The following is a 20,453-nucleotide window of genomic DNA, read 5'->3' on the forward strand; positions in this document are numbered from 1 at the left end:
CTCCCGAACTGCTTCCCGCGCCGCCGCGTCAGCCCTCCTCCGGGCCACCGCTCTCCTCGTCCGAAGCCTTCGCGTCGTCCTCCGAGGCGGCCTTGCCGGGCTGCGGTTCGGCGACCGCGACCCGCGCGGGGCGGATCGTTCGTTCACCGATGCGATACCCGGGCTGGAGGATGGCGACGCACGTGGTCTCCGTGACATCCGGAGCGTACGAGTGCATCAGGGCCTCGTGGATCGTCGGGTCGAAGGGCTCGCCCTCCTTGCCGAACTGCTGGAGGCCCAGCTTCGCGGCCACCGTCTCCAGCGACTCGGCCACCGACTTGAAGCCGCCGACCAGCTCGCCGTGCTCCCGGGCCCGGCCGATGTCGTCGAGCACGGGCAGCAGCTCGGTGAGCAGATTCGCCGCGGCGATCTCCTTCACCGACACCCGGTCCCGCTCCACCCGGCGACGGTAGTTCTGGTACTCCGCCTGGAGCCGCTGGAGGTCCGCGGTGCGCTCGCCGAGCGCGGTGCGCACCTGATCCAACTGCGCCGTCAGAGCTACGTCCTGGTTCGCATCCCCGGCCGGGGCCGAGCCCGCCGTGTCGGCGGACTCGGCCTGCGCCGCGTCATCAGGGGTCTGTGCGGCTTCGGCGGGGACGTCGGGCTTCTCCTCGAAGCCCGGAGTCTCCTCCGTCACGCGGCACCGTCCTTCTTCGGCTTCTCGTCGTCGACGATCTCGGCGTCGACGACATCGTCCTCGGCCTTGGCCTGCTGGCCACCCTCGGCACCGGCGGCGCCCTCGGCACCACCCGCGGCCGCACCGGCGGCCTGCGCGTCGGCGTACATGGCCTGGCCCAGCTTCTGGCTCACCGCGGCGACCTTCTCGGTCGCGGTGCGGATCTCGGCCGTGTCCTCGCCCTTGAGCTTCTCCTTCAGCTCGCCGACGGCGGTCTCGACCTCGGTCTTCACCTCGGCGGGGACCTTCTCCTCGTTGTCCTTGAGGAACTTCTCCGTCTGGTAGACGAGCTGCTCGCCCTGGTTGCGGGACTCGGCGGCCTCGCGGCGGCGGTGGTCCTCGTCCGCGTACTGCTCGGCCTCCTGGCGCATCCGGTCGACCTCGTCCTTCGGCAGCGAGGAGCCGCCGGTGACGGTCATCTTCTGCTCCTTGCCGGTGCCGAGGTCCTTCGCCGCGACGTGCATGATGCCGTTCGCGTCGATGTCGAAGGTGACCTCGATCTGCGGCACGCCGCGCGGGGCCGGGGGCAGACCGGTCAGCTCGAACATGCCGAGCTTCTTGTTGTACGCCGCGATCTCGCGCTCGCCCTGGTAGACCTGGATCTGCACGGAGGGCTGGTTGTCCTCGGCGGTGGTGAAGATCTCCGAGCGCTTGGTCGGGATCGTCGTGTTCCGCTCGATGAGCTTGGTCATGATGCCGCCCTTGGTCTCGATACCGAGGGACAGCGGGGTGACGTCCAGCAGGAGGACGTCCTTGACCTCACCCTTGAGGACACCGGCCTGGAGCGACGCGCCGATGGCGACGACCTCGTCCGGGTTGACGCCCTTGTTGGCGTCCTTGCCGCCGGTCAGCTCCTTGACCAGCTCGGCGACGGCCGGCATACGGGTCGAGCCGCCGACCAGGACCACGTGGTCGATCTCGGACAGCTCGATGCCGGCGTCCTTGATGACGTTGTGGAACGGGGTCTTGCAGCGCTCCAGGAGGTCCTGGGTGAGCTGCTGGAACTGCGCCCGGGTGAGCTTCTCGTCCAGGTGCAGCGGGCCCTCGGCGGAAGCCGTGATGTAGGGCAGGTTGATCGTCGTCTCGGTGGACGACGACAGCTCGATCTTCGCCTTCTCCGCGGCCTCACGCAGGCGCTGGAGCGCCATCTTGTCCTTGGAGAGGTCGACGCCGTGGCCGTTCTGGAACTGCTTGACCAGGTAGTCGACGACGCGCTGGTCCCAGTCGTCACCACCGAGGTGGTTGTCGCCGTTGGTGGCCTTGACCTCGACGACACCGTCGCCGATCTCCAGCAGCGAGACGTCGAAGGTACCGCCACCGAGGTCGAAGACCAGGATGGTCTGGTCGTCCTTCTCCAGGCCGTAGGCCAGGGCCGCGGCGGTGGGCTCGTTGACGATGCGCAGGACGTTCAGACCCGCGATCTCGCCGGCCTCCTTGGTGGCCTGCCGCTCGGAGTCGTTGAAGTAGGCCGGGACGGTGATGACCGCGTCCGTGACCTTCTCGCCGAGGTAGGACTCCGCGTCGCGCTTCAGCTTCTGCAGGATGAAGGCGCTCATCTGCTGCGGGTTGAAGTCCTTGCCGTCCAGGTTGACCTTCCAGTCAGTGCCCATGTGGCGCTTGACCGAACGGATCGTCCTGTCGACGTTGGTGACCGCCTGCCGCTTGGCGACCTCGCCGACCAGCACCTCGCCGTTCTTCGCGAAGGCGACGACGGACGGCGTGGTCCTGGCGCCCTCGGCGTTGGTGATGACGGTGGGCTCACCGCCTTCGAGAACACTGACGACGGAGTTCGTCGTGCCCAGGTCGATGCCGACCGCACGTGCCATTTCGATTCCTCCATGACTTGAGTGGAACAGGCTCAAGCGTGCAGCACCATCGCCAGCCTGTCAATTGACCTGAGTCGGCACCACTCAACTTTTATGTCGGGCTTACCGTCACTCCCCCTTCGGGGGACGCGGCCCGGGGCGGGAAGGGTTGCCTGCGCGACACAGATCACCGGCCGGGCGGCTTCATGGCGCTCGGGATACTGGGTAACCTCAGCGCAGACCCAAAAAGTTACTGCTTAGTAATCGCTGTAGTCCTTGTACCGCGGACTCCGCGTACCCCTCGTTCGTACGCGCAGCCCCTCAAGTATTCCCCGTAACCCCCGCACCCGCAGGCCCGAGGAGCCACCCATGCAACTCGCCGCGATCATCGTGTCGCTGGTCCTTATCGCGGTCGGCGTCGCACTGTTCGGCCGCGCAATTGTGCAGATCTTCCGCTTCATGCGGCTGGGCCAGCCCGTACCCGCCGGCCTCCGGACCGACGACCCCCTGCGACGCACCGTCACCGTGGTCAAGGAGTTCCTCGGCCACACGCGCATGAACAAGTGGGGCATCGTCGGCGCGGCGCACTGGTTCGTCGCGGTGGGCTTCTTCTCGCTGCTGCTGACGATCGTCAACGCCATCGGCCAGCTCTTCAAGGCCGACTGGCTGCTGCCCGTCATCGGCGAGTGGGCGCCGTACAACGTCTTCGTCGAGTTCATCGGCACCATGACGGTGCTCGGCATCCTGGTCCTGATCGGCATCCGCCAGCTCAGCAGGCCGGGCGGTGCGGGCCGCAAGTCCCGCTTCGCCGGCTCCAACACCGGGCAGGCGTACTTCGTCGAGGCCGTCATCCTGATCGTCGGCGTCTGCATCTTCATGCTGCACGCGCTGGAGGGCGCCCAGCATCACGTGGACGGCTACGAGGCCTCGTTCTTCATCTCGTACCCCGTGGTCTCGTGGCTGGAGGGCATGGACGTCTCGACGCTCCAGAACCTCACCTACTTCTTCGCCGGCCTGAAGATCGCGACGTCCTTCATCTGGATGATCACGGTCGCCCTGAAGACCGACATGGGCGTGGCCTGGCACCGCTTCCTGGCCTTCCCGAACATCTGGTTCAAGCGGGAGTCCAGCGGCGACGTGGCGCTCGGCGCGCTCCAGCCGATGACCAGCGCGGGCAAGCCGATCGACTTCGAGGACCCGGGCGAGGACGACCAGTTCGGCGTCTCCCAGATCGAGCACTTCTCCTGGAAGGGTCTGCTCGACTTCTCCACCTGCACCGAGTGCGGCCGCTGCCAGTCGCAGTGCCCCGCCTGGAACACCGGCAAGCCGCTGTCGCCGAAGCTGCTGATCATGGCGCTGCGCGACCACGCGCACGCCAAGGCCCCGTACCTGCTCGCCGGCGGCGGCAAGGACGAGGAAGGCGCCGAGAAGGCGAGTGCCTTCCAGCTCAAGGACGTGCCCGCGGCGGCGCTCGCCGAGGCCGAGCGCCCGCTGATCGGCGCCCTGGAGGCCGGGGCCGACGGCGGCTCCGCCATGGGCGGCGTCATCGATCCGGACGTCCTGTGGTCCTGCACCACCTGCGGCGCCTGTGTCGAGCAGTGCCCGGTGGACATCGAGCACATCGACCACATCGTCGACATGCGCCGCTATCAGGTCATGATCGAGTCGAGCTTCCCCAGCGAGGCCGGCACGATGCTGAAGAATCTGGAGAAGAAGGGCAACCCCTGGGGCCTGGCCAAGAAGCAGCGCCTGGCCTGGACCAAGGAGGTCGACTTCGAGGTCCCGGTCGTCGGCAAGGACGTCGAGGACCTCACCGAGGTCGACTACCTGTACTGGGTCGGCTGCGCGGGCGCCCTGGAGGACCGCGCCAAGAAGACCACCAAGGCGTTCGCCGAGCTGCTGCACATCGCGGGCGTGAAGTTCGCGATCATGGGCGGCGACGAGAAGTGCACCGGCGACTCCCCGCGCCGGCTGGGCAACGAGTTCCTGTTCCAGCAGTTGGGCGCGGAGAACGTCGCCTCGCTCAACGCGGCCTTCGGTGAGGACGACGAGGACCCGGCGACGAAGAAGCCGAAGTCGGCGAAGAAGATCGTCGCCACCTGCCCGCACTGCTTCAACACGATCGCGAACGAGTACCCGCAGCTCGGCGGCGAGTACGAGGTCATCCACCACACCCAGTTGCTCCAGCACCTGGTCGACGAGGGCAAGCTGATCCCCGTCACCCCGGTCGAGGGCCTGATCACCTACCACGACCCCTGCTACCTGGGCCGCCACAACAAGGTCTACACGCCGCCGCGCGAGATCATCGCCAAGGTGCCGGGCCTGCGCAACGAGGAGATGCACCGCCACAAGGAGCGCGGCTTCTGCTGCGGCGCGGGCGGCGCGCGCATGTGGATGGAGGAGCGGATCGGCAAGCGCATCAACAACGAGCGCGTCGACGAGGCCCTGTCCCTGAACCCGGACATCGTCTCCACCGCCTGCCCGTTCTGCCTGGTCATGCTGACCGACTCGGTCAACGGCAAGAAGAACGACGGCCAGGCCAAGGAGTCCGTCCAGGTCGTCGACGTGGCCCAGCTCCTGCTGGACTCCGTCAGGACCCCGGTCGACCCGGCGGGCGAGGAAGCCCCCACGGACGCCCCGGAGCCCGAGCCGGTGAAGTAGCCGGCTCCTTTCCGCTCGGTCCTTTCCGCTCGGCCCACGGCCGCTCCGCTTCCGCGGGGCCGGCCGTGGATTTTTTTGGGGGGAGGCCCGTCGTACCGCGTACGTGACGTCGCTCCGGGGACGTGACGTCGCACCGGGGACGTCGCGACGTACCGGAGCCGTCGCGACGTACCGGAGTCTTCGCGTCGTTTCGGGGTCTTCACGTCGCACCGTCCCCGTCCCGACGTACCGCGTACGTCACGTCGCACCGGAGTCGTCGCGACGTGGCGGGGCCGTCACGACGTACCGTCCCGTACATGAGATCCGCTTCCGCCGCCCTCGCCACGGCCGCCGCGCTCACCGCGCTCGTCACACTCGCCGGGTGCGGCGGCGCGTCGCGGGCGGCGGATCCCACGCTGCCCTCCGCCCGGCCCTTCGAGGGCCTGCCGTTCGTCGGTGTCCTGATCGCCGACGGCGAGCACTACTGCACCGCGAGCGTCGTCGACAGCCCGAAGGGCAACATGCTCGCCACCGCGGCGCACTGCGTCCACTTCGACGGCGAGGACGCGTCCGACGGGTACGAGCCCGGCCCGGTCACCGGCGACATCCAGTTCGCGCCGCGCTTCTCCGGAGCCGGGGAGGGCACCTTCCCGTACGGAAAGTGGAAGGTCAGCGGCATCCACGTGCCCGAGGCCTGGACCGAGGACGACGACGACCGCGGCGACTACGCCTTCCTGACCGTCGAGCCGGACGCGCAGGGCCGCTCCGTCCAGGAAGTCGTCGGTGCCGCCTCCCCCGACTGGTCCTCGGGCCCTCGCCGCCACGTCACCGTCGTCGGCTACCCGAACGAGGCCTACAACCCCGGCAACCGCCCGGTCACCTGCGCCACGGACACCCGGCGCGACGACGACGAGCCGTACATGCTCCGGATGCGGTGCGGCGGCTTCTACGACGGCACCAGCGGCGGACCCTGGCTCGCCGACCACCACGACGCCCGCCGCCCCGGGCGCCTGGTCGGCGTCCTGAGCGGCGGCGACACCGACGCCGAGTCGACGGCCGTCCTCTTCGGCAAGGAGGCGCGGGAGCTGTACGAGCGGGTGGCGCGGGGCGCGGCGAAGGCGTCCTGATCGGTCCGTCGCCATCCGTCCGCGCCCTCGCGCGAGCCGTGGCCGCCCCGCCCCCTCACCACCGGCCGCCCGCGGCACGTCGCACCTCGCACCTCGCACGCGGAACACTCCGTCGCGGGACACCCACACCCGGACGCGGCACACCCACGCCCGCACGCGGGACACTCCGCACACGGAACATCTGTACGTGACCCCCCGCATGCGGACGCGTATGCGGAACCGTATGCGGATAACCCGCCTCGGCGCCTGAAGGATGCACCTATTCTTTCCCCGTGCGCAGGTGAGGCGGCCTGAGCCGGACGGACGGTTCTGTCTGCCACGGGCTGCCCGGGGGAAGGGTCGTACTGAACATGTCTGCGGAGCCGGGGGCCGCAGTCCCGCCGGTGCCTTCGGTCCTGTCCCTGCGGACGGCGGACCTGGACGAGGCACGGTGGGCGATCGGCGAGACGTTCTACGCCAGCCACATCGACCGGCTGTCCCGGAGCGACGACGTGGGCGCGAGTCTCGACGTCGTACGGCTCGGGGCGCTCACCGTCGGTGAGGTCGGCTTCGGCACCGACCTGCGGCTGCGGTTCGGCGAGTTGGGCGCGTACCACGTGGACGTACCGCTGAGCGGCTCCGTCCAGTGGCGGCAGGGGACGCGGGCGCCGGAGATCATCACGCCGGAACGGGCCGGGGTGTTCCAGCCGGACGGCGTCACCACCATCGACCGGTGGAGCGGCGGGTGCCGGCTGCTGGCGGTGAAGATCCGGACGGCGGACCTGGAGCGGCATCTGGAGCACCTGCTGGGCAGGCCGGTCCGCACCCCGGTGCGCTTCGCCCCCGGCCTCGACGTGTCCCGGGGACCGGGCCTGAGCTGGGCACGGCTGGTCCGGACCGCCGTACGGGACATACAGGACGCGGGCGAGCTGGTGCACCGGCCACTGGTGGCGGCGCCGCTGCAAGAGACCCTGCTGAGCGGGCTGTTGCTGGCCGCCGACCACCCGTACCGCGACGAACTGACCCAGCCGTCGGCCCCGGCGGCGCCGTCCCACCGCCCGGCGCCCGTGAAGCGCGCGGTGGACGCCATCCAGGAGCGGCCCGAGCACCCCTTCGACACCGCCGAGCTGGCCGCCGTCGCGCGGGTCAGCGCCCGGTGGCTCCAGGAGGGCTTCCGCCGGCACGTCGGCATGTCGCCGATGGCCTACCTGCGTGACGTACGGCTGAGCCGCGTACGGGACGAGCTGCGGACGGCGGGGCCCGGCGAGCTGAGCGTGGGCGAAGTGGCATACCGGTGGGGCTTCGTGCACCTGGGCCGGTTCGCGCGCAGTTACCGGGAACGGTTCGGGGAGACGCCCTCACAGACGCTGCACGCGCCCTGAGGGAGCGACGGTTCGCGGGCTGCGGAGGCGACGGCGCGCGGGCCGGGGAATGACAGGCGCTCGGGCCGGGCCCCGGGGCGCTCGGGCCGGGCGCACGGGCCGAAAGGCCGAGACTGCCGCAGGAACCGGGGACCGCAAGAACCGGCGGAACCATAGGAACCCGACGAACCGCGAGCCCTCCCCGACCGCCCTCTCCCCTCCCCCCGCCCCGCCCCATCGGCGAACACGCAGCGTGATCCGGATACCGGCTGCGCAGAATGGATCATGCATCCGCTCCCGCACCGCTACGGTCTGGGGTGCCAGGGCTGATTCGGTGTTGCCGATGCGTTCGTCCGTCCGTGCATACCGACGGCGGCACGCAGCGGTGGGCCGCCCCTGGGTACCGGCCGGTATCCCCCCGTAACCGCAGCCGGACCCCCGCCCGTGAGGCGTCGGACGACGACGATCCGATGCCTCATGGGTCGGCGGACCCCGCGCCGGGCCCGCCTCCCGCGCCCCATCCGCCACCCCGGTTCTCCCTCACCCCTCGCGTGTCATCCGTGCCCCCTCGGGGACGCGCCCGCGCTCCCCTAGGGGATGTCACAGGTCGGCAGCAAAGCCGCCCCGGGCCCCCGGGCCCGGCCACGCGACCCCCGAGACCAGGTACGTTCGATGACGTGGCTGGATTCAGGATGGGTCGCGGACGGGACGCCCGTTCCGCGCAACAGGGGCAGCAGCAGGGGCAGCAGACTCCGTACGGGCAGCAGGGACAGCCGTACGGGCAGCAGCCCCCGTCTCCGCACGGGCAGTGGCAGCAGCAACCGCACCGGCCGCCACAGCCCCCGCAGCCGTACGGCGGCCCGCGCCCCGCAGGCCCGCACGGCGGCGACGGACACGGCGAGCCCGAGTACTTCGGTGACGGCGGCTACCAGCCGCAGCAGCAGTCCTACGCCCCGTACGCCAACGACAACAGCCCGGGCCACACCCAGCAGTTCAGCGTCGGCGAGGCCCCGGACGCGTACGGCCCGCCCGGCGGACCGTCGAACGGCCGGTACGACGACGGCGGGTACGCCCACGGCGCGCCCGGGGGCGACCCGTACGGTGACGCGGGGTACGGCGACGGCGGCACCTACCGCGCGGGCCAGACCTCGGCCCCGCCGGCCGGTCCCCGCCTGCCCTGGAAGCAACTGCTGACCGGCCTGGTCACCCGCCCGAATCCGACGTTCTGGCAGATGCGCGACCACCCGGTCTGGGGCCCGGCCCTGATCGTGACGTTCGGCTACGGCCTGCTCGCGGTCTTCGGCTTCGACAAGGCCCGTGAGGACGTGCTGAACGCCACGCTCTCCAACAGCATCCCGTGGGTGCTGATCACCGCCGTGATGTTCGTCATCGGTGGTCTGATCCTGGGCGCGGTCACCCACACCCTGGCCCGCCAGCTCGGCGGCGACGGCGCCTGGCAGCCGACCGTCGGCCTGTCCATGCTGATCATGTCGGTCACGGACGCGCCCCGGCTGCTCTTCGCGATGTTCCTGGGCGGCGACAGCACCCTGGTGCAGGTGGTCGGCTGGGCCACCTGGCTGGCCGCGGGCGCGCTCTTCACCTCGATGGTGAGCAAGTCGCACGACCTGCCGTGGCCCAAGGCGCTGGGCGCCTCCGCCATCCAGATGGTCGCGCTGCTGGCCCTGGTCAAGCTCGGCACCCTGTAGACGTTCGCCCGCGCCACGCACGGAAGGGCCCGCGCCTCCCGGAGCGGGCCCTTCCGCGTACCGGCGGGCCCCGGCCTCCCCGCCGGCGCCCACCCGCGCGACGGGTTACGCGAACCGCTGCGCCGCCGACCCGTCACACTTCTGCAGCCGTACCGCGTCCTTGGCCGAGCCCAGCGTCAGGCACAGCCCGGGCGCGGCGGCCGGCCGGATCGACCCGCTGGCAGCGTCCTTCGTGAACTGCTGGTTGGCCGCGCCCGAGCAGTTCCACAGGATCAGCCCGGTCCCGGCCTCGTACTTCGCTCCCGGCACGTCCAGGCAGCGGTCCTGCGTCAGCCCCACGTGCACGGAGCGGCGCTCCGCGTCGTGCCACCACTCCTGGTTGCGCTGGCCGTTGCAGTCCCAGCCCACGGCCGCCGTACCGTTACCGCTGCTCGCGCCCTTGGCGTCCACACAGGTGCCGGTGCCGGCGTTCTTCAGCGGCTGGTACACGTCGTCCCAGGCCAGCGGGTACAGCTTCGGCTGCCCGGTGCTCGCGGGGTCGGCGCAGGACGCCTCGCGCCGGTCCGCCGTGTAGAGCTGCGTGAGGCAGGAGGCGAAGGCGCCGTGGCCGCGCGCGTTCGGGTGGAAGGACTGCCGTACGGAGTTGGCGTCCGGCGGGAAGGGGTTGGCGAGGTTCACGTACAGCCCGCGGGCCCAGGTGTCCTCCATGCACACCTCGTGGCCGTGGAAGAGCCGGGAGTTGTCGAGGTAGGTGGCGCCGGTGTCCGCGGCGACCTTCCGCATCCCCTTTTCGAAGGCCGGTACGGCGGCGTCGCGGCCCCACGCGGAGTCGGAGGTGTACCCCGTGCACCCGCCCGGCAGCTTGCCCGGGAAGTTCGGGTTGTCCTCGATGTCCGGCCCGATCGGGCTCGGGTAGCCCATCACGACCAACTTGTAGTCGCCGTCCGCGTACCCCGCGTCCCGCATCACGGTCCGCAGGTCACGCACGCTCTTCTCGACCTTGGGCACCAGCGCGTCGACCCGCCCCTGCCACCCCGGCCGGTACTTGGGCTCGCACGGCCCCTGCAAGGTGAGCCAGCGGGTGACGCAGTCCGTCATCACCGGACCGAACTGGAGGTCGTCGTTGGCGCCGGCGACCAGCAGCACCATCTTCAGCCGGGTGTTGCGTGCCTTGATCGCCAGGCTGTCGCTCTGCACCAGCTCGTCGGCGTACTGCTTGGTCCCGCCGATGTTGATGTTGCCGGTGTACGCGCCGGAACAGGCGACGTTGTACGTCACGTCCGCCGCGATCCCGGTCCGGTGGATGGCGGCGTCGGGCGAGCGGTGGCACCAGTTGTCGGGCCCGTCCGTCCCCGGCTCGTACGTACCGACGCCTTCCCCGGATATCTCACTGTCCCCCAGCGAGATCAGGGACGTCTTGCGCTGCCCGACCGGCCGCTCGGCCGCGTCCCCGTACAGCTTGACGGCCTCGGCCGCCCGGATCTTCTCCAGCTCGGGCGGCAGCGGCCTGGCCGCCGCGGGACCCGCCTGGGCGGCCACCGCCGTACCGGCGCCCACCCCCGCGACCCCGCCCGCTCCACCGAACCCCACCGCCAACGCCGCTGCGGCGGCCATCAGCCGCCCCGCTCTCGCACGCACCCTTGGGCCTCCCCTCCGGTCTGCTGTCTCCGCCGGTTTCTACTCGGAGGTAGCGAACGGCGGAACACCCGGAACGGGATTGGCCCGAATTCACAGGCCGCCCTCTAAACACGGAGGGCACGGGGGAAACAGACGGAGGTGGCGGGGACGCGGCGGGAAGAGGGGCCGGGGACGGGGCAGCGGCAGCGGCAGCGGCAGCGGCAGCGGCAGCGGCGACCGAGAACGAACGGGGCGGATGGGGCGGCCGGGACAGCCGGTACGGCCGGAGTCACCGTATCCGCCGTATCCGCCGTATCCGCCGCATCCGCCGAAGCCATCCGATGTCCCCCTCACCCGGACACCAAGAAGCGCACCGGACCGTCACGCCCGATGCGCTTCCCCACTCAGAGGCCGGTCCCGGATCGCCGCCCGCAGACCACCTGCGGACCCCCGCGGACCGTCCTCACTCCGTCCCCGCTCCGCCCTCGCTCAGGCGTCGAGCACCTGTCCCTCGCGCCGCACCACCGGCGGCTCGACGCTCCACGGGAAGTTGATCCACTCGTCCGTGCGCTTCCACACGTACTCGCACTTCACCAGCGAGTGCGACTTCTCGTAGATCACCGCGCTGCGGACCTCGGCCACCGTCCCCAGGCAGAAGTCGTGCACCAGTTTCAGCGTCTTGCCGGTGTCGGCCACGTCGTCCGCGATCAGCACCTTCTTGTCCGAGAAGTCGATCGCGTTCGGTACGGGCGCCAGCATGACCGGCATCTCCAGGGTCGTACCGACCCCGGTGTAGAACTCCACGTTCACCAGGTGGATGTTCTTGCAGTCCAGCGCGTACGCCAGGCCGCCGGCCACGAAGACGCCGCCGCGCGCGATCGACAGCACGATGTCGGGCTCGTACCCGTCGTCGGCGATCGTCTGTGCCAGCTCGCGAATCGCGCCGCCGAAGCGCTCGTACGTCAGGTTCTCCCGCACACCACTCACTGGTTCTCTCGCACTCTCAGACCTGTGTCCGATGAAAATTCTTGAACGACCGCGAAGGCGTCGGCCCCCGCTGGCCCTGATACCGGGAGCCGTACTTCTCGGAGCCGTACGGATGCTCGGCGGGTGACGTCAGCCGGAACATGCAGAGCTGTCCGATCTTCATGCCGGGCCACAGCTTTATCGGCAGCGTCGCGACATTGCTCAGCTCCAGCGTGACATGCCCGCTGAAACCCGGGTCGATGAAGCCGGCCGTCGAGTGCGTCAGCAGCCCCAGCCGGCCCAGCGAACTCTTCCCCTCCAACCGCGACGCGAGGTCGTCGGGGAGCGTGATGACCTCGTACGTCGAGGCGAGCACGAACTCACCGGGGTGCAGGATGAAGGCCTCGTCCCCCTCCGGCACCACCTCGCGCGTCAGGTCCTGCTGCTCCACGGCGGGATCGATGTGCGGGTACCGGTGATTCTCGAACACCCGGAAGTACCGGTCGAGGCGCACATCGATACTCGACGGCTGCACCATCGACTCGTCATAGGGATCGATGCGGACCCGGCCCGCGTCGATCTCGGTCCGGATGTCCTTGTCTGAGAGAAGCACGCATCGAGGATACGCGCCCGGATCCGCCCGCTCCGCACACCACCACCGCCCCCGCGGGCCGGGCCCGCACGACGAGGGCCCGGCCCCCGCCTCGGGGACCGGGCCCTCGCCCAGAACTCTCACAGCCGCTCCACCGGCTGCCGTCCGCTCCGCATCTCCTGCCGGCCCGCGCTCGGCGGCCGGACGACCTCAGCGCTTCTCGCCACCCACCGGCACCGAATGCCGCAGCCGCGCGCAGCGCGGACACCGCAGCAGCCGGCCGGGGCCGAGCCGGTCCGTGGTCTGCATGGGAAACGAAGCGGTGCTGAACACGTGCCCTTCGGCACAACGTACGACGGTGCGCTCCATCAAGTCCTCTCCCGAATGCGTGGACAACAAAAGCCACATTAGGGGATGAACTGGGCGCCACCGCACGCGGCACTCCGCGCCCCCACCGTACGCCCCAACTCCCGCACCCCACACCGCAACCCACCCCCCACACACGACCGGACCCCACGGTCAACTGCACCGGGGGCCTGCGATGAGGTAGAGTGTGCGACGCTGCACCGCCCTCACCACGGGCGGCGCTCAAGCGGGTGTAGTTTAATGGTAGAACATGAGCTTCCCAAGCTCAGAGCGCGGGTTCGATTCCCGTCACCCGCTCCAGCAGAAAGCCCCAGGCCGTCGGCCCGGGGCTTTTTTCGTACGCGATGACGGGGGCGGAGCAGAATTCCGTGAGCGCCCTCCGCCGGCACCCTCGCTCACGCTTTCCTCCCGCTCCCCGTGCGGTCTCCTGTTCCGACCGGCGGTAACGTGTGCGGCGGCTGTGCATAGACGTGGGGACGCCAAGGAGGGTGCATGGGCAGCTATTTCAAGGTCGAGGCGGAGAATCTTGGTCGCCTGCTGAAGGACCTGCACGACAGTCAGGACAATATGCGCAAAGCGCTGGGCGCGCTGAAGGACACCGGGCCGAAGTCGACCGGTGCGGAGGCCCTGGACAACGCCTGTGACGAGTTCCACGACAGTTGGGACAACGCGATCAAGAAGATCGCCGACGGCACCCAGGCCATCGAGGAGAAGCTGAAGCAGGTCAAGCAGAACTACGAGTCGCTGGAGCACGCGCTGCGCGACGCCTTCGCGAAGAACGCGAAGAAGGCGGCGTGACGTGCACCTTCATCCGAACTGTTCCGCGCTCCACGACCTCCGGCAGGTGACTCGATGACCCAGCAGGACTTTCCGGCCCTCGGCTTCAATCCGGCGCCCGGCGATCTGGGCTCCGTCGACGCCCTCAACGGCAAACTCGACGCGGCCAAGCGCTCCCTGGACTCCGCCCACTCCGTGCTCTCCCGCATCGGCAAGGGCGGCGGTGACTGGGAGGGCGACGCGGCGAAGGCGTTCTCCGAGAAGGTCGGTGATCTTCCGAAGTACGTGAGCGACAGCCGCGACGCCATGGGTGACGCCGTCACCCAGCTCCGCGCCTGGCACACCGCGCTGTCCTCGTACCAGACCAAGGGCAAGCAGTACGAGGCGGAGGCCGCCGCGGCCAAGCAAACGGTCGCCACCCGCAAGACGGAGAACGAGCGCGCGGTCGGCGCGTACAACCAGGCCGCCGCCGATCCGGACCTGCGGCTGGCCGGCACGTACTACACCGACCAGGCCGCCCTGGACGCCGCGCAGAAGAAGATCGACGCGGCCAGCGCCCGGCTGAACAAGGCGGACACCGCCCTGGACTCCGCCCGCAGCCGGCTGGATTCCGCCACCCAGGAGCTGGAGGCGATCGTCAAGAAGGCCGAGGACCTCCTCGGCAACCACCAGGACGAGGCCCGCGGCATCGCCGAGCGCATCCGGCGCGCGACGGAGAAGGCCCCCGACCCGGGCTTCTGGGAGAGCCTCGGCGACTTCTTCACCAGCATGGGCCACAGCATCCAGGAGTGGTGCACCAAGCACGCCGACCTGCTGAAGCAGATCGGCGACTGGCTGTCGATCGCCTCCAGCATCCTGGGCGTCGCCTCCCTGCTGACCCTGTGGTGCCCGCCGCTCTCCGGCGCGCTGGCCCTCGCCAGTGCGGGCGCCTCCCTGGGCGCCCTCGCCACGCACGGAGCGGCGAAGCTCGGCGGCGCGAACGTGAGCGTGATGGACCTGGTGGGGGACGGCATCGGGGTGGTCCCGTTCGGGAAGTTCGGGTCCGTCGCGATGAAGGGCGCCAAGGTGCCCATGAAGCTGGCGCAGGTGGAAGGCCGTACCGTCGCCTCGATCGACAAGGTGAACAAGATCCGCGCCCTGCGGGACGCCGGGTTCACCGGGCGGGCCCTGGAGGGCAAGTCGCTGCTCGGGATGGGCAAGGAGTACGTCGGGGGCAGCAAGGTCTTCACCACCACCGGCTTCGGCAACCGGATGAAGCTGGCGTGGAACAGCCACGTCCAGGACGTGGCGGGAGCGAGCATCAAGGAGGCGGGCATCAGCAAGGGCCTCAACAAGGTCCTGGAGAGCGGCCTCACCCCCGAAGGCATCAAGTCGTCCCTGCGCGGGGCGATGCGGGCCGACGGCTCCATCGACCCGGTCTCCTGGTGGTCCAAGGGCCCGCAGGTGGCCCAGCAGGTGCCGGGCATCGCCATCGGCGCCCACAACCAGCTCACCGATCCCGGTACGCCGGCCGCGGGGAGGCTCTGATGTCCGCGTCCCCGCAGAGCGTGTCGCTCACCCTGGACACCCCGGAGGGTTTCCACGAGCTGCCGCTGCACCTTCCCCCGGACGTCCTCGACGCCGCCCTGTGGGAGCTGGCCGAGAAGATCTGGCCGGGCGGTACGGAGTTCCAGCGCGAAACCACCGCCGTCGCCTACTCCGACCTAACGGCCGCGCTGGCCGCCGACAGCGTCCTCCACGCGTCCGTCGCCCTCTACGAGACGGAGGACGGCGCGGCGAGCACCGCGCACCTGCTCGTACGGGCGGAGGCCGTGGACCCGGACGCCCCGGGCATCGTCGCCGCCTCGATCCAGGAGGGGCTCGCCCTCGAAGAGCACCGCAGCGTCGACCGGGTGGACCTGCCGTGCGGCCCCGCCGTGCTCTCCCTGTACGCCACGGAGACGGAGGGGACGGGCATCCTTCCGGTGCTGGAGTTCGCCCACGTCGAGCTGTACGTACCGGCTCCGGTGCGGGGCTGGCTGGTGGTGCTCGCCCTCTCGACACCGTGCTTCGGCGACCTGCCGCGCTACACCGGACTGTTGCGGCAGATCGGAGAGAGCCTGGACGTCCGGCCGGCGACGCCGGAGGACGACAACCCCGGGGAGCCGGCACCGGGCGGCGTACGCGCGGTGTTCGGCTGAGGCGGCGGTACCGTGCGGCACCTCACCGACGCGACGGGACGGAACACTCCATGACACTCGCCTTCACCCGCCACCCCGACCCCAAGAACTACGAGCTGCGCCCCCGGGGCGCCGACCCCGTCCACGTGCGCCGAGGCGCCCCCGACGGATACTCCCTCCCCAAGGGCTGCAAGCCGCGCTTCACCCTCGCCGCCGATCCCGCCGGCGCCGCGCCGCTCGCCGTGGTCGTCCGGACGGACGGCGGCCGTCTCGCCGTCCTCACCCCGGACCACCAGCACCTGGCCGAACTCCGCCTGCCGCCGCGCAAGAAGCGGTGGCGGCCCGCGTACGAGATCCACCTGCCCGACGGGACGACGCTGCGCGGCCGCGAGGGTACGGTGCCGTCGCTGCTCCTGTGCCTGGTACTGCTGCCGTTCGTTCTGATCTACCAGGTCGGCCTGGCAGTCTCCGACCACCCCATCGACGAAATCGGCTCCCCCCTGCGCACGGCCTGGAAGCGCCCCGGCGGCCTCTTCGGCCGGGCGGCCCTGACGGAGTCCGCACGCGGCCGCTTCCGCGCCCGGGGCGACAGCCTCGACCACCGGGTGGCGTATGCGCAGGCGGTGGCCAAGTACTGGGAGCGGTGAGGCGGGGGCGGGGCGGTCTGGCCCGGGGCCCGAGCGGGTGCCTCGGGGCACGCCGGAGGGCGCGTCCACCATGTGGCCGCGCCCCCGTCAGTTCCGTACCGGCCGGCTGATCAGTTGTGCGGGGTGTTCGCCGGGAGGGCGCGCAGCTTCAGGGCCTTGGCCTTGGTGGTGCCGAAGCCGTGGTCGAGGAGCTCGACGGCGTCGGCGTAGCGGTCCTTGCTGTTCAGGATGGTGCCGATGAGGGTCTTGTCGCCGCGGGTGGCGGCGAAGACCAGGCAGTCGCCCGCCGGGGTGGTCGTACCGGTCTTGATGCCGATCACGCCGTCGTACGAGCCGAGCAGCCGATTGGTGTTGTTCCAGGTGTAGTAGCGGGTGCGGCCGTTGGCGGCCGGGGCCTCGCCCTTGTACTGCTTGGTCTTGACGGCCGTACGGAAGGTGTCGTTCCGCATGGCGTGACGGGCGAGCCTGGCCAGCTCGTTCGGCGTGCCGGCGTCGGTGCCCGCGCCGTCGAAGGAGTCGAACTTGGTGTGGGTGAGGCCCAGTTCGGCGGCCTTCCGGTTCATCTGCGCGATGAAGGACGCGGTGCGTTCGTTGCTGGTGGCGCCGGTGCCGAAGGTGTCGGCGAGGGCGTAGGCGGCGTCCGCGCCGGAGGGGAGGAGGGTGGCGTAGAGGAGCTGGCGGACGGTGAGCTTGTCGCCGGTCTGGAGGTCGGCGGTGCTGGAGCCGTGCTGGGCGACGAAGTCCCGGTACTCCTGCTTGACGGGGACCCGCCGTTCCAGGTCGGTGCCCTGGGCGTCGAGCACCACGGACGCGACCATGATCTTCGCCGTACTGGCTATGGGGCGGACCGTGTCCGCCTCCTTGCCGAAGAGGGAGGTGCCGGTCGCGCCGTCGATCAGGGTCGCGCCCTGGGCCGCGATGTCGGGCGCGGTCCGGGTGGGGCGGGGCGTCCGGGGAGGCTGGGGAGCCTGGGCGGAGGGGGTGTGCTGCGTGGGGGGTGCGGCCTGAGCGGCCTGAGCGGTCAGGGGGGAGAGGGCGAGCAGGGCGCTGCCGACGACGGCCGGCACTAACGAAGTCAGGGCTCTGGCAGGCAAGTTGAAATGCTCCGTAACTGTCGTGCTTCTTGTCGAGCTGTGCTCCCGTGCGGGTCGAGAGTGCAGCGGATGCCCTATGAGGATGCCCTATACATGGAACTTCCCCGGCGGCCTTGCGTGAGCGTCGGGTTCCGGAGCGGGCGGGCGACTTCAGGAAGTATGGCCGCGCATTGCCGGGTACGTCCCTACTTCACCGGATTGCCCAGGGGTTGTCAGAGGCAAGGGGTAAGGTCCGGACCGTAGAGACGCCGCGCGGGGGCGGCGTCCGCGAACGGCCGGCACGGGGGGTCCATGATGCGCGTCGTCCTCGGAGAAGATCTGCTCCTCCTGAGGGAGGGCATGGAACATCTGCTGACGGCCCACGGCTGCACGGTCGTCGCGTCCGTCGACAACGCGCCGGAGCTGCTGCGCGCGCTGCTCGACGAGCGGCCCGACGTGGCCATCGTGGACGTACGGCTGCCGCCGACCTTCTCGGACGAGGGCATCCAGGTCGCGCTGGAGGCCCGGCGCCGCGTCCCCGGCCTGCCCGTCCTGGTGCTGTCGCAGTATGTGGAGCAGCTCTACGCCCGCGAACTGCTCGCCGACGGGGCCGGATCGGTCGGCTATCTGCTCAAGGACCGGGTGCTCAACAGCCGCCAGTTCGTCGAGGCGGTCCGCCGCGTCGCGGGCGGCGGTACGGCCCTGGACCCCAAGGTCGTCGAACGGCTGCTGCACCACGGAGCGCGCCGGGAGCCCCTGGACCGCCTGACCCGGCGTGAGCTGGAGGTGCTGGGCCTGATGGCCGAGGGCAGGTCGAACGCCGCCATCGCCGAGGCGCTGTTCGTCACGGACAAGGCGATCGGCAAGCACATCAACAGCATCTTCACCAAGCTCCAGTTGCTGCCGTCCAAGGACGACAACCGCCGGGTGCAGGCGGTTCTGGCGTATCTGACGTACGCGTCCCCCGAAGCCGCCGAGATTCCCGAAGCCCTCCAAGCCCACCGAGCCCACCAAGCCCTCCGAACCCCAGAAGCCGCGGCTCAAAGGTAGGGCTAACACCACTGATTACCGGCGCCGCGCGGCGGACGATGGAGACGTACGGCGCGGCGAGCGCCCCGCACCGAGCAGGCACGGAGACGGAGACGAGTCGAATGACCGAAGGTACGGACAACGACGTGCAGGATGTACGTCAGGGGCGCGGCTGGTTCCTCGCCGGCTGGGTGGCCATGGGCCGCGGACTGAGCATGTTCTTCCTCGGCCTGCTCGCCATCTTCCTCGCCTGGTTCGCCGTCCTCGGCATGACCCTGGCCCTCCTCGGCTTCGGCCTGTTTCTCATACCGGGCCTGATCGCGGCGCTGCGCCGGGCAGCCCGCACCCAGCGACGTCTGACCGGCCGCACCGGAGTGCCGATCGCCGAGCCGTACCGCCCCGTGCCCCGCGCGGAGCGCGGCTGGAAGGGCGCCTGGCGCCGGTGCGAGGCGATCATCTCCGACAGCGCCACCTGGCGCGATGTGCTGTGGGCGCAGTGCGCCGTCATCGTGACCGGCGTGCTGGCGGTGACCCCGTTCGCGCTGCTCGCGCACGGCCTCTTCGGGATGACGCTGCCGTTCATCTGGGAGCCGGTGACCGGCGTCTGGGACGGCACCTGGTATCTGTTCGTGCCCGTACGCGGCCAGGAGACCGCCTGGATCGCCGGCGGTCTCGGCCTGGCCGAGATACCCCTCAGCCTGCTGATCGCGCCGTACGTGCTCCGCCTGCACGCTCGCATCACCCGCTCCCTGCTGGCGCCCACCACCAAGGTCAGGATGGGCCGGCGGGTGGAGCACCTGGCCCGCACGCGCACCGACGCCGTCGACTCCTCCGCCGCCGAGATCCGCCGCATCGAGCGCGACCTGCACGACGGGGCGCAGGCGCGGCTGCTGGCCATGGGCATGAAGCTGGGCGCCGCCGAATCGCTCCTGGACGAGAATCCCGAGGCCGTCCGTACGCTGCTGGCCGAGACCCGGGACGCCTCCATGCGTGCCCTGGAGGAGCTGCGCGACCTCGTACGCGGCATCCACCCGCCGGTGCTCGCCGACCGGGGCCTCGTGGACGCCGTCCGCTCGCTCGCGCTGGAGAGCCGCCTCCAGGTCCAGGTGACCGCGGAGCTGCCGTCCCGCCCGGAGCCGGCCGTGGAGTCCGCCGCGTACTTCGCCGTCTGCGAGCTGCTCACCAACGCCACCAAGCACTCCGGTGCGGGCCGGGTGCTCATCGACATCCAGTACCGGGCCGGCGCGCTGGCCGTCAGCGTCACCGACGACGGCAACGGCGGCGCGGGCCTGGCGCCAGGCAGCGGCCTCCAGGGCATCCAGCGACGGCTGGCCGCCTTCGACGGCACTCTCGGCATCAGCAGTCCGGTGGGCGGCCCGACGATCATCACCTTCCAGGTGCCGTGCGCGCTGACGGTCATGTCCTGAGTTCGCGCCGTGGATCGTTGGGTTCGGGGCGGTCGGGGCCGGGGCCGGGCGGACGGAGGGCTGGGGCCAGGTGGCGGGCGGGGGCCGCTGGTCCGGGCGGCGTTGGCCGGCCGGGGGAAGCGATCGTCGGGCGCCGCTCGACGGGCGACGGGCGACGGGTGACGGGCGACGGGTGGCGGGCGACGGGTGGCGTTGGCTGGCCGGGGTGTGGTGTTCGGCGGGCGCCGGGCGGTGCTCGGGCGGGTGGTGACCGCCCGGCGGTGCTCGGCGGGTGACGCTCGGCAGGTGGCGCGCGGTGTTCGGTAGGCGGTGTTCGGTAGGCGGTGTTCGGTAGGCGGGCGGTTGTTGGCTGGCCGACAACCGCCCGCGATCGCGCGCAACGGCGCCCGTAACCGGCCCACTTCGCCCGGGCGCTTGCAAAGCCGCGTCCCCTGTCCTTACCTGAGACATGACCGTACGGGGGTTTC

17 protein-coding genes and 1 tRNA gene are annotated in these 20,453 nt (G+C 70.6%); 11 read left to right on the plus strand and 7 right to left on the minus strand.

Going from position 1 to position 20,453, the window contains the following annotated elements:
- Positions 1 to 28 precede the first annotated feature (28 nt).
- Together grpE and dnaK are read right to left on the minus strand one after the other, a co-directional pair.
- Positions 29 to 676: a nucleotide exchange factor GrpE gene (grpE, locus tag ACH4EB_RS08170; protein ID WP_398346567.1), complete on the minus strand. Its 648-nt coding sequence runs from the start codon at positions 674 to 676 to the stop codon at positions 29 to 31.
- Positions 673 to 2,541 carry a molecular chaperone DnaK gene (gene dnaK / locus ACH4EB_RS08175; protein ID WP_398346568.1) on the minus strand — a complete coding sequence of 623 codons (1,869 nt, stop codon included), beginning with the start codon at positions 2,539 to 2,541 and terminating at the stop codon, positions 673 to 675. The genes grpE and dnaK overlap by 4 nt, the downstream gene beginning before the upstream one ends.
- 348 nt (positions 2,542 to 2,889) lie before the next feature.
- Here dnaK and ACH4EB_RS08180 point away from each other — a divergent pair, with 348 nt between their 5' ends.
- The 4 genes from ACH4EB_RS08180 (at position 2,890) to ACH4EB_RS08195 (ending at position 9,333) form a co-directional block, all read left to right on the plus strand.
- Positions 2,890 to 5,181, plus strand: coding sequence for a (Fe-S)-binding protein (locus ACH4EB_RS08180; protein ID WP_398346569.1), 2,292 nt, complete (start codon positions 2,890 to 2,892; stop codon positions 5,179 to 5,181).
- A 296-nt stretch (positions 5,182 to 5,477) separates the two neighbouring features.
- Complete coding sequence (locus ACH4EB_RS08185) at positions 5,478 to 6,287, plus strand: trypsin-like serine peptidase (protein ID WP_398346570.1); 810 nt, start codon at positions 5,478 to 5,480, stop codon at positions 6,285 to 6,287.
- Between the two features lie 383 nt (positions 6,288 to 6,670).
- A complete protein-coding gene (locus tag ACH4EB_RS08190; protein ID WP_398346571.1) occupies positions 6,671 to 7,648 on the plus strand; it encodes an AraC family transcriptional regulator in 978 nt (325 codons plus the stop codon).
- Positions 7,649 to 8,319: 671 nt separating this feature from the next.
- Positions 8,320 to 9,333: a Yip1 family protein gene (locus ACH4EB_RS08195; RefSeq protein ID WP_398347047.1), complete on the plus strand. Its 1,014-nt coding sequence runs from the start codon at positions 8,320 to 8,322 to the stop codon at positions 9,331 to 9,333.
- Between the two features lie 105 nt (positions 9,334 to 9,438).
- Here ACH4EB_RS08195 and ACH4EB_RS08200 read toward each other — a convergent pair whose 3' ends face one another.
- From ACH4EB_RS08200 to ACH4EB_RS08215, 4 genes are all read right to left on the minus strand, one after another.
- A complete protein-coding gene (locus ACH4EB_RS08200; protein ID WP_398347048.1) occupies positions 9,439 to 10,947 on the minus strand; it encodes a ricin-type beta-trefoil lectin domain protein in 1,509 nt (502 codons plus the stop codon).
- A gap of 492 nt (positions 10,948 to 11,439) precedes the next feature.
- Entirely contained in the window at positions 11,440 to 11,937 is a 498-nt protein-coding gene (locus tag ACH4EB_RS08205; protein WP_030017816.1) for a phosphoribosyltransferase, read from the minus strand.
- Between the two features lie 16 nt (positions 11,938 to 11,953).
- Positions 11,954 to 12,529: a dCTP deaminase gene (gene dcd, locus ACH4EB_RS08210; protein WP_398346572.1), complete on the minus strand. Its 576-nt coding sequence runs from the start codon at positions 12,527 to 12,529 to the stop codon at positions 11,954 to 11,956.
- A gap of 189 nt (positions 12,530 to 12,718) precedes the next feature.
- Positions 12,719 to 12,877: a hypothetical protein gene (locus tag ACH4EB_RS08215; RefSeq protein ID WP_003979945.1), complete on the minus strand. Its 159-nt coding sequence runs from the start codon at positions 12,875 to 12,877 to the stop codon at positions 12,719 to 12,721.
- Between the two features lie 223 nt (positions 12,878 to 13,100).
- Here ACH4EB_RS08215 and ACH4EB_RS08220 point away from each other — a divergent pair.
- The 5 genes from ACH4EB_RS08220 (at position 13,101) to ACH4EB_RS08240 (ending at position 16,457) form a co-directional block, all read left to right on the plus strand.
- Positions 13,101 to 13,174, plus strand: a tRNA-Gly gene (locus ACH4EB_RS08220).
- Between the two features lie 192 nt (positions 13,175 to 13,366).
- Entirely contained in the window at positions 13,367 to 13,672 is a 306-nt protein-coding gene (locus ACH4EB_RS08225) for a hypothetical protein (protein ID WP_073765668.1), read from the plus strand.
- A gap of 54 nt (positions 13,673 to 13,726) precedes the next feature.
- Positions 13,727 to 15,178 (plus strand): putative T7SS-secreted protein, encoded by a 1,452-nt coding sequence (locus ACH4EB_RS08230; RefSeq protein ID WP_398346573.1) that lies wholly within the window; start codon positions 13,727 to 13,729, stop codon positions 15,176 to 15,178.
- Positions 15,178 to 15,831, plus strand: coding sequence for a hypothetical protein (locus ACH4EB_RS08235; protein ID WP_398346574.1), 654 nt, complete (start codon positions 15,178 to 15,180; stop codon positions 15,829 to 15,831). Before ACH4EB_RS08230 ends, ACH4EB_RS08235 begins: the two co-directional genes overlap by 1 nt.
- A gap of 50 nt (positions 15,832 to 15,881) precedes the next feature.
- Positions 15,882 to 16,457, plus strand: a complete 576-nt coding sequence (locus ACH4EB_RS08240) for a hypothetical protein (protein WP_398346576.1) — start codon at positions 15,882 to 15,884, stop codon at positions 16,455 to 16,457.
- Positions 16,458 to 16,567: 110 nt separating this feature from the next.
- Here the strand turns inward: ACH4EB_RS08240 and ACH4EB_RS08245 are convergent, their stop codons facing one another.
- The gene (locus ACH4EB_RS08245; protein ID WP_398346577.1) at positions 16,568 to 17,551 is read right to left on the minus strand and encodes a D-alanyl-D-alanine carboxypeptidase family protein; all 984 of its coding nucleotides are present in this window, start codon (positions 17,549 to 17,551) and stop codon (positions 16,568 to 16,570) included.
- Positions 17,552 to 17,845: 294 nt separating this feature from the next.
- Between ACH4EB_RS08245 and ACH4EB_RS08250 the strand changes: the two genes are divergently transcribed.
- Positions 17,846 to 18,580 carry a response regulator gene (locus ACH4EB_RS08250; protein WP_398347049.1) on the plus strand — a complete coding sequence of 245 codons (735 nt, stop codon included), beginning with the start codon at positions 17,846 to 17,848 and terminating at the stop codon, positions 18,578 to 18,580.
- A gap of 101 nt (positions 18,581 to 18,681) precedes the next feature.
- A complete protein-coding gene (locus ACH4EB_RS08255) occupies positions 18,682 to 19,986 on the plus strand; it encodes a sensor histidine kinase (RefSeq protein ID WP_398346579.1) in 1,305 nt (434 codons plus the stop codon).
- The last annotated feature ends 467 nt before the right edge of the window (positions 19,987 to 20,453 follow it).

It is taken from the genome of Streptomyces sp. NPDC018045, from assembly GCF_044327445.1.
In the GTDB taxonomy this organism is placed as follows: domain Bacteria; phylum Actinomycetota; class Actinomycetes; order Streptomycetales; family Streptomycetaceae; genus Streptomyces.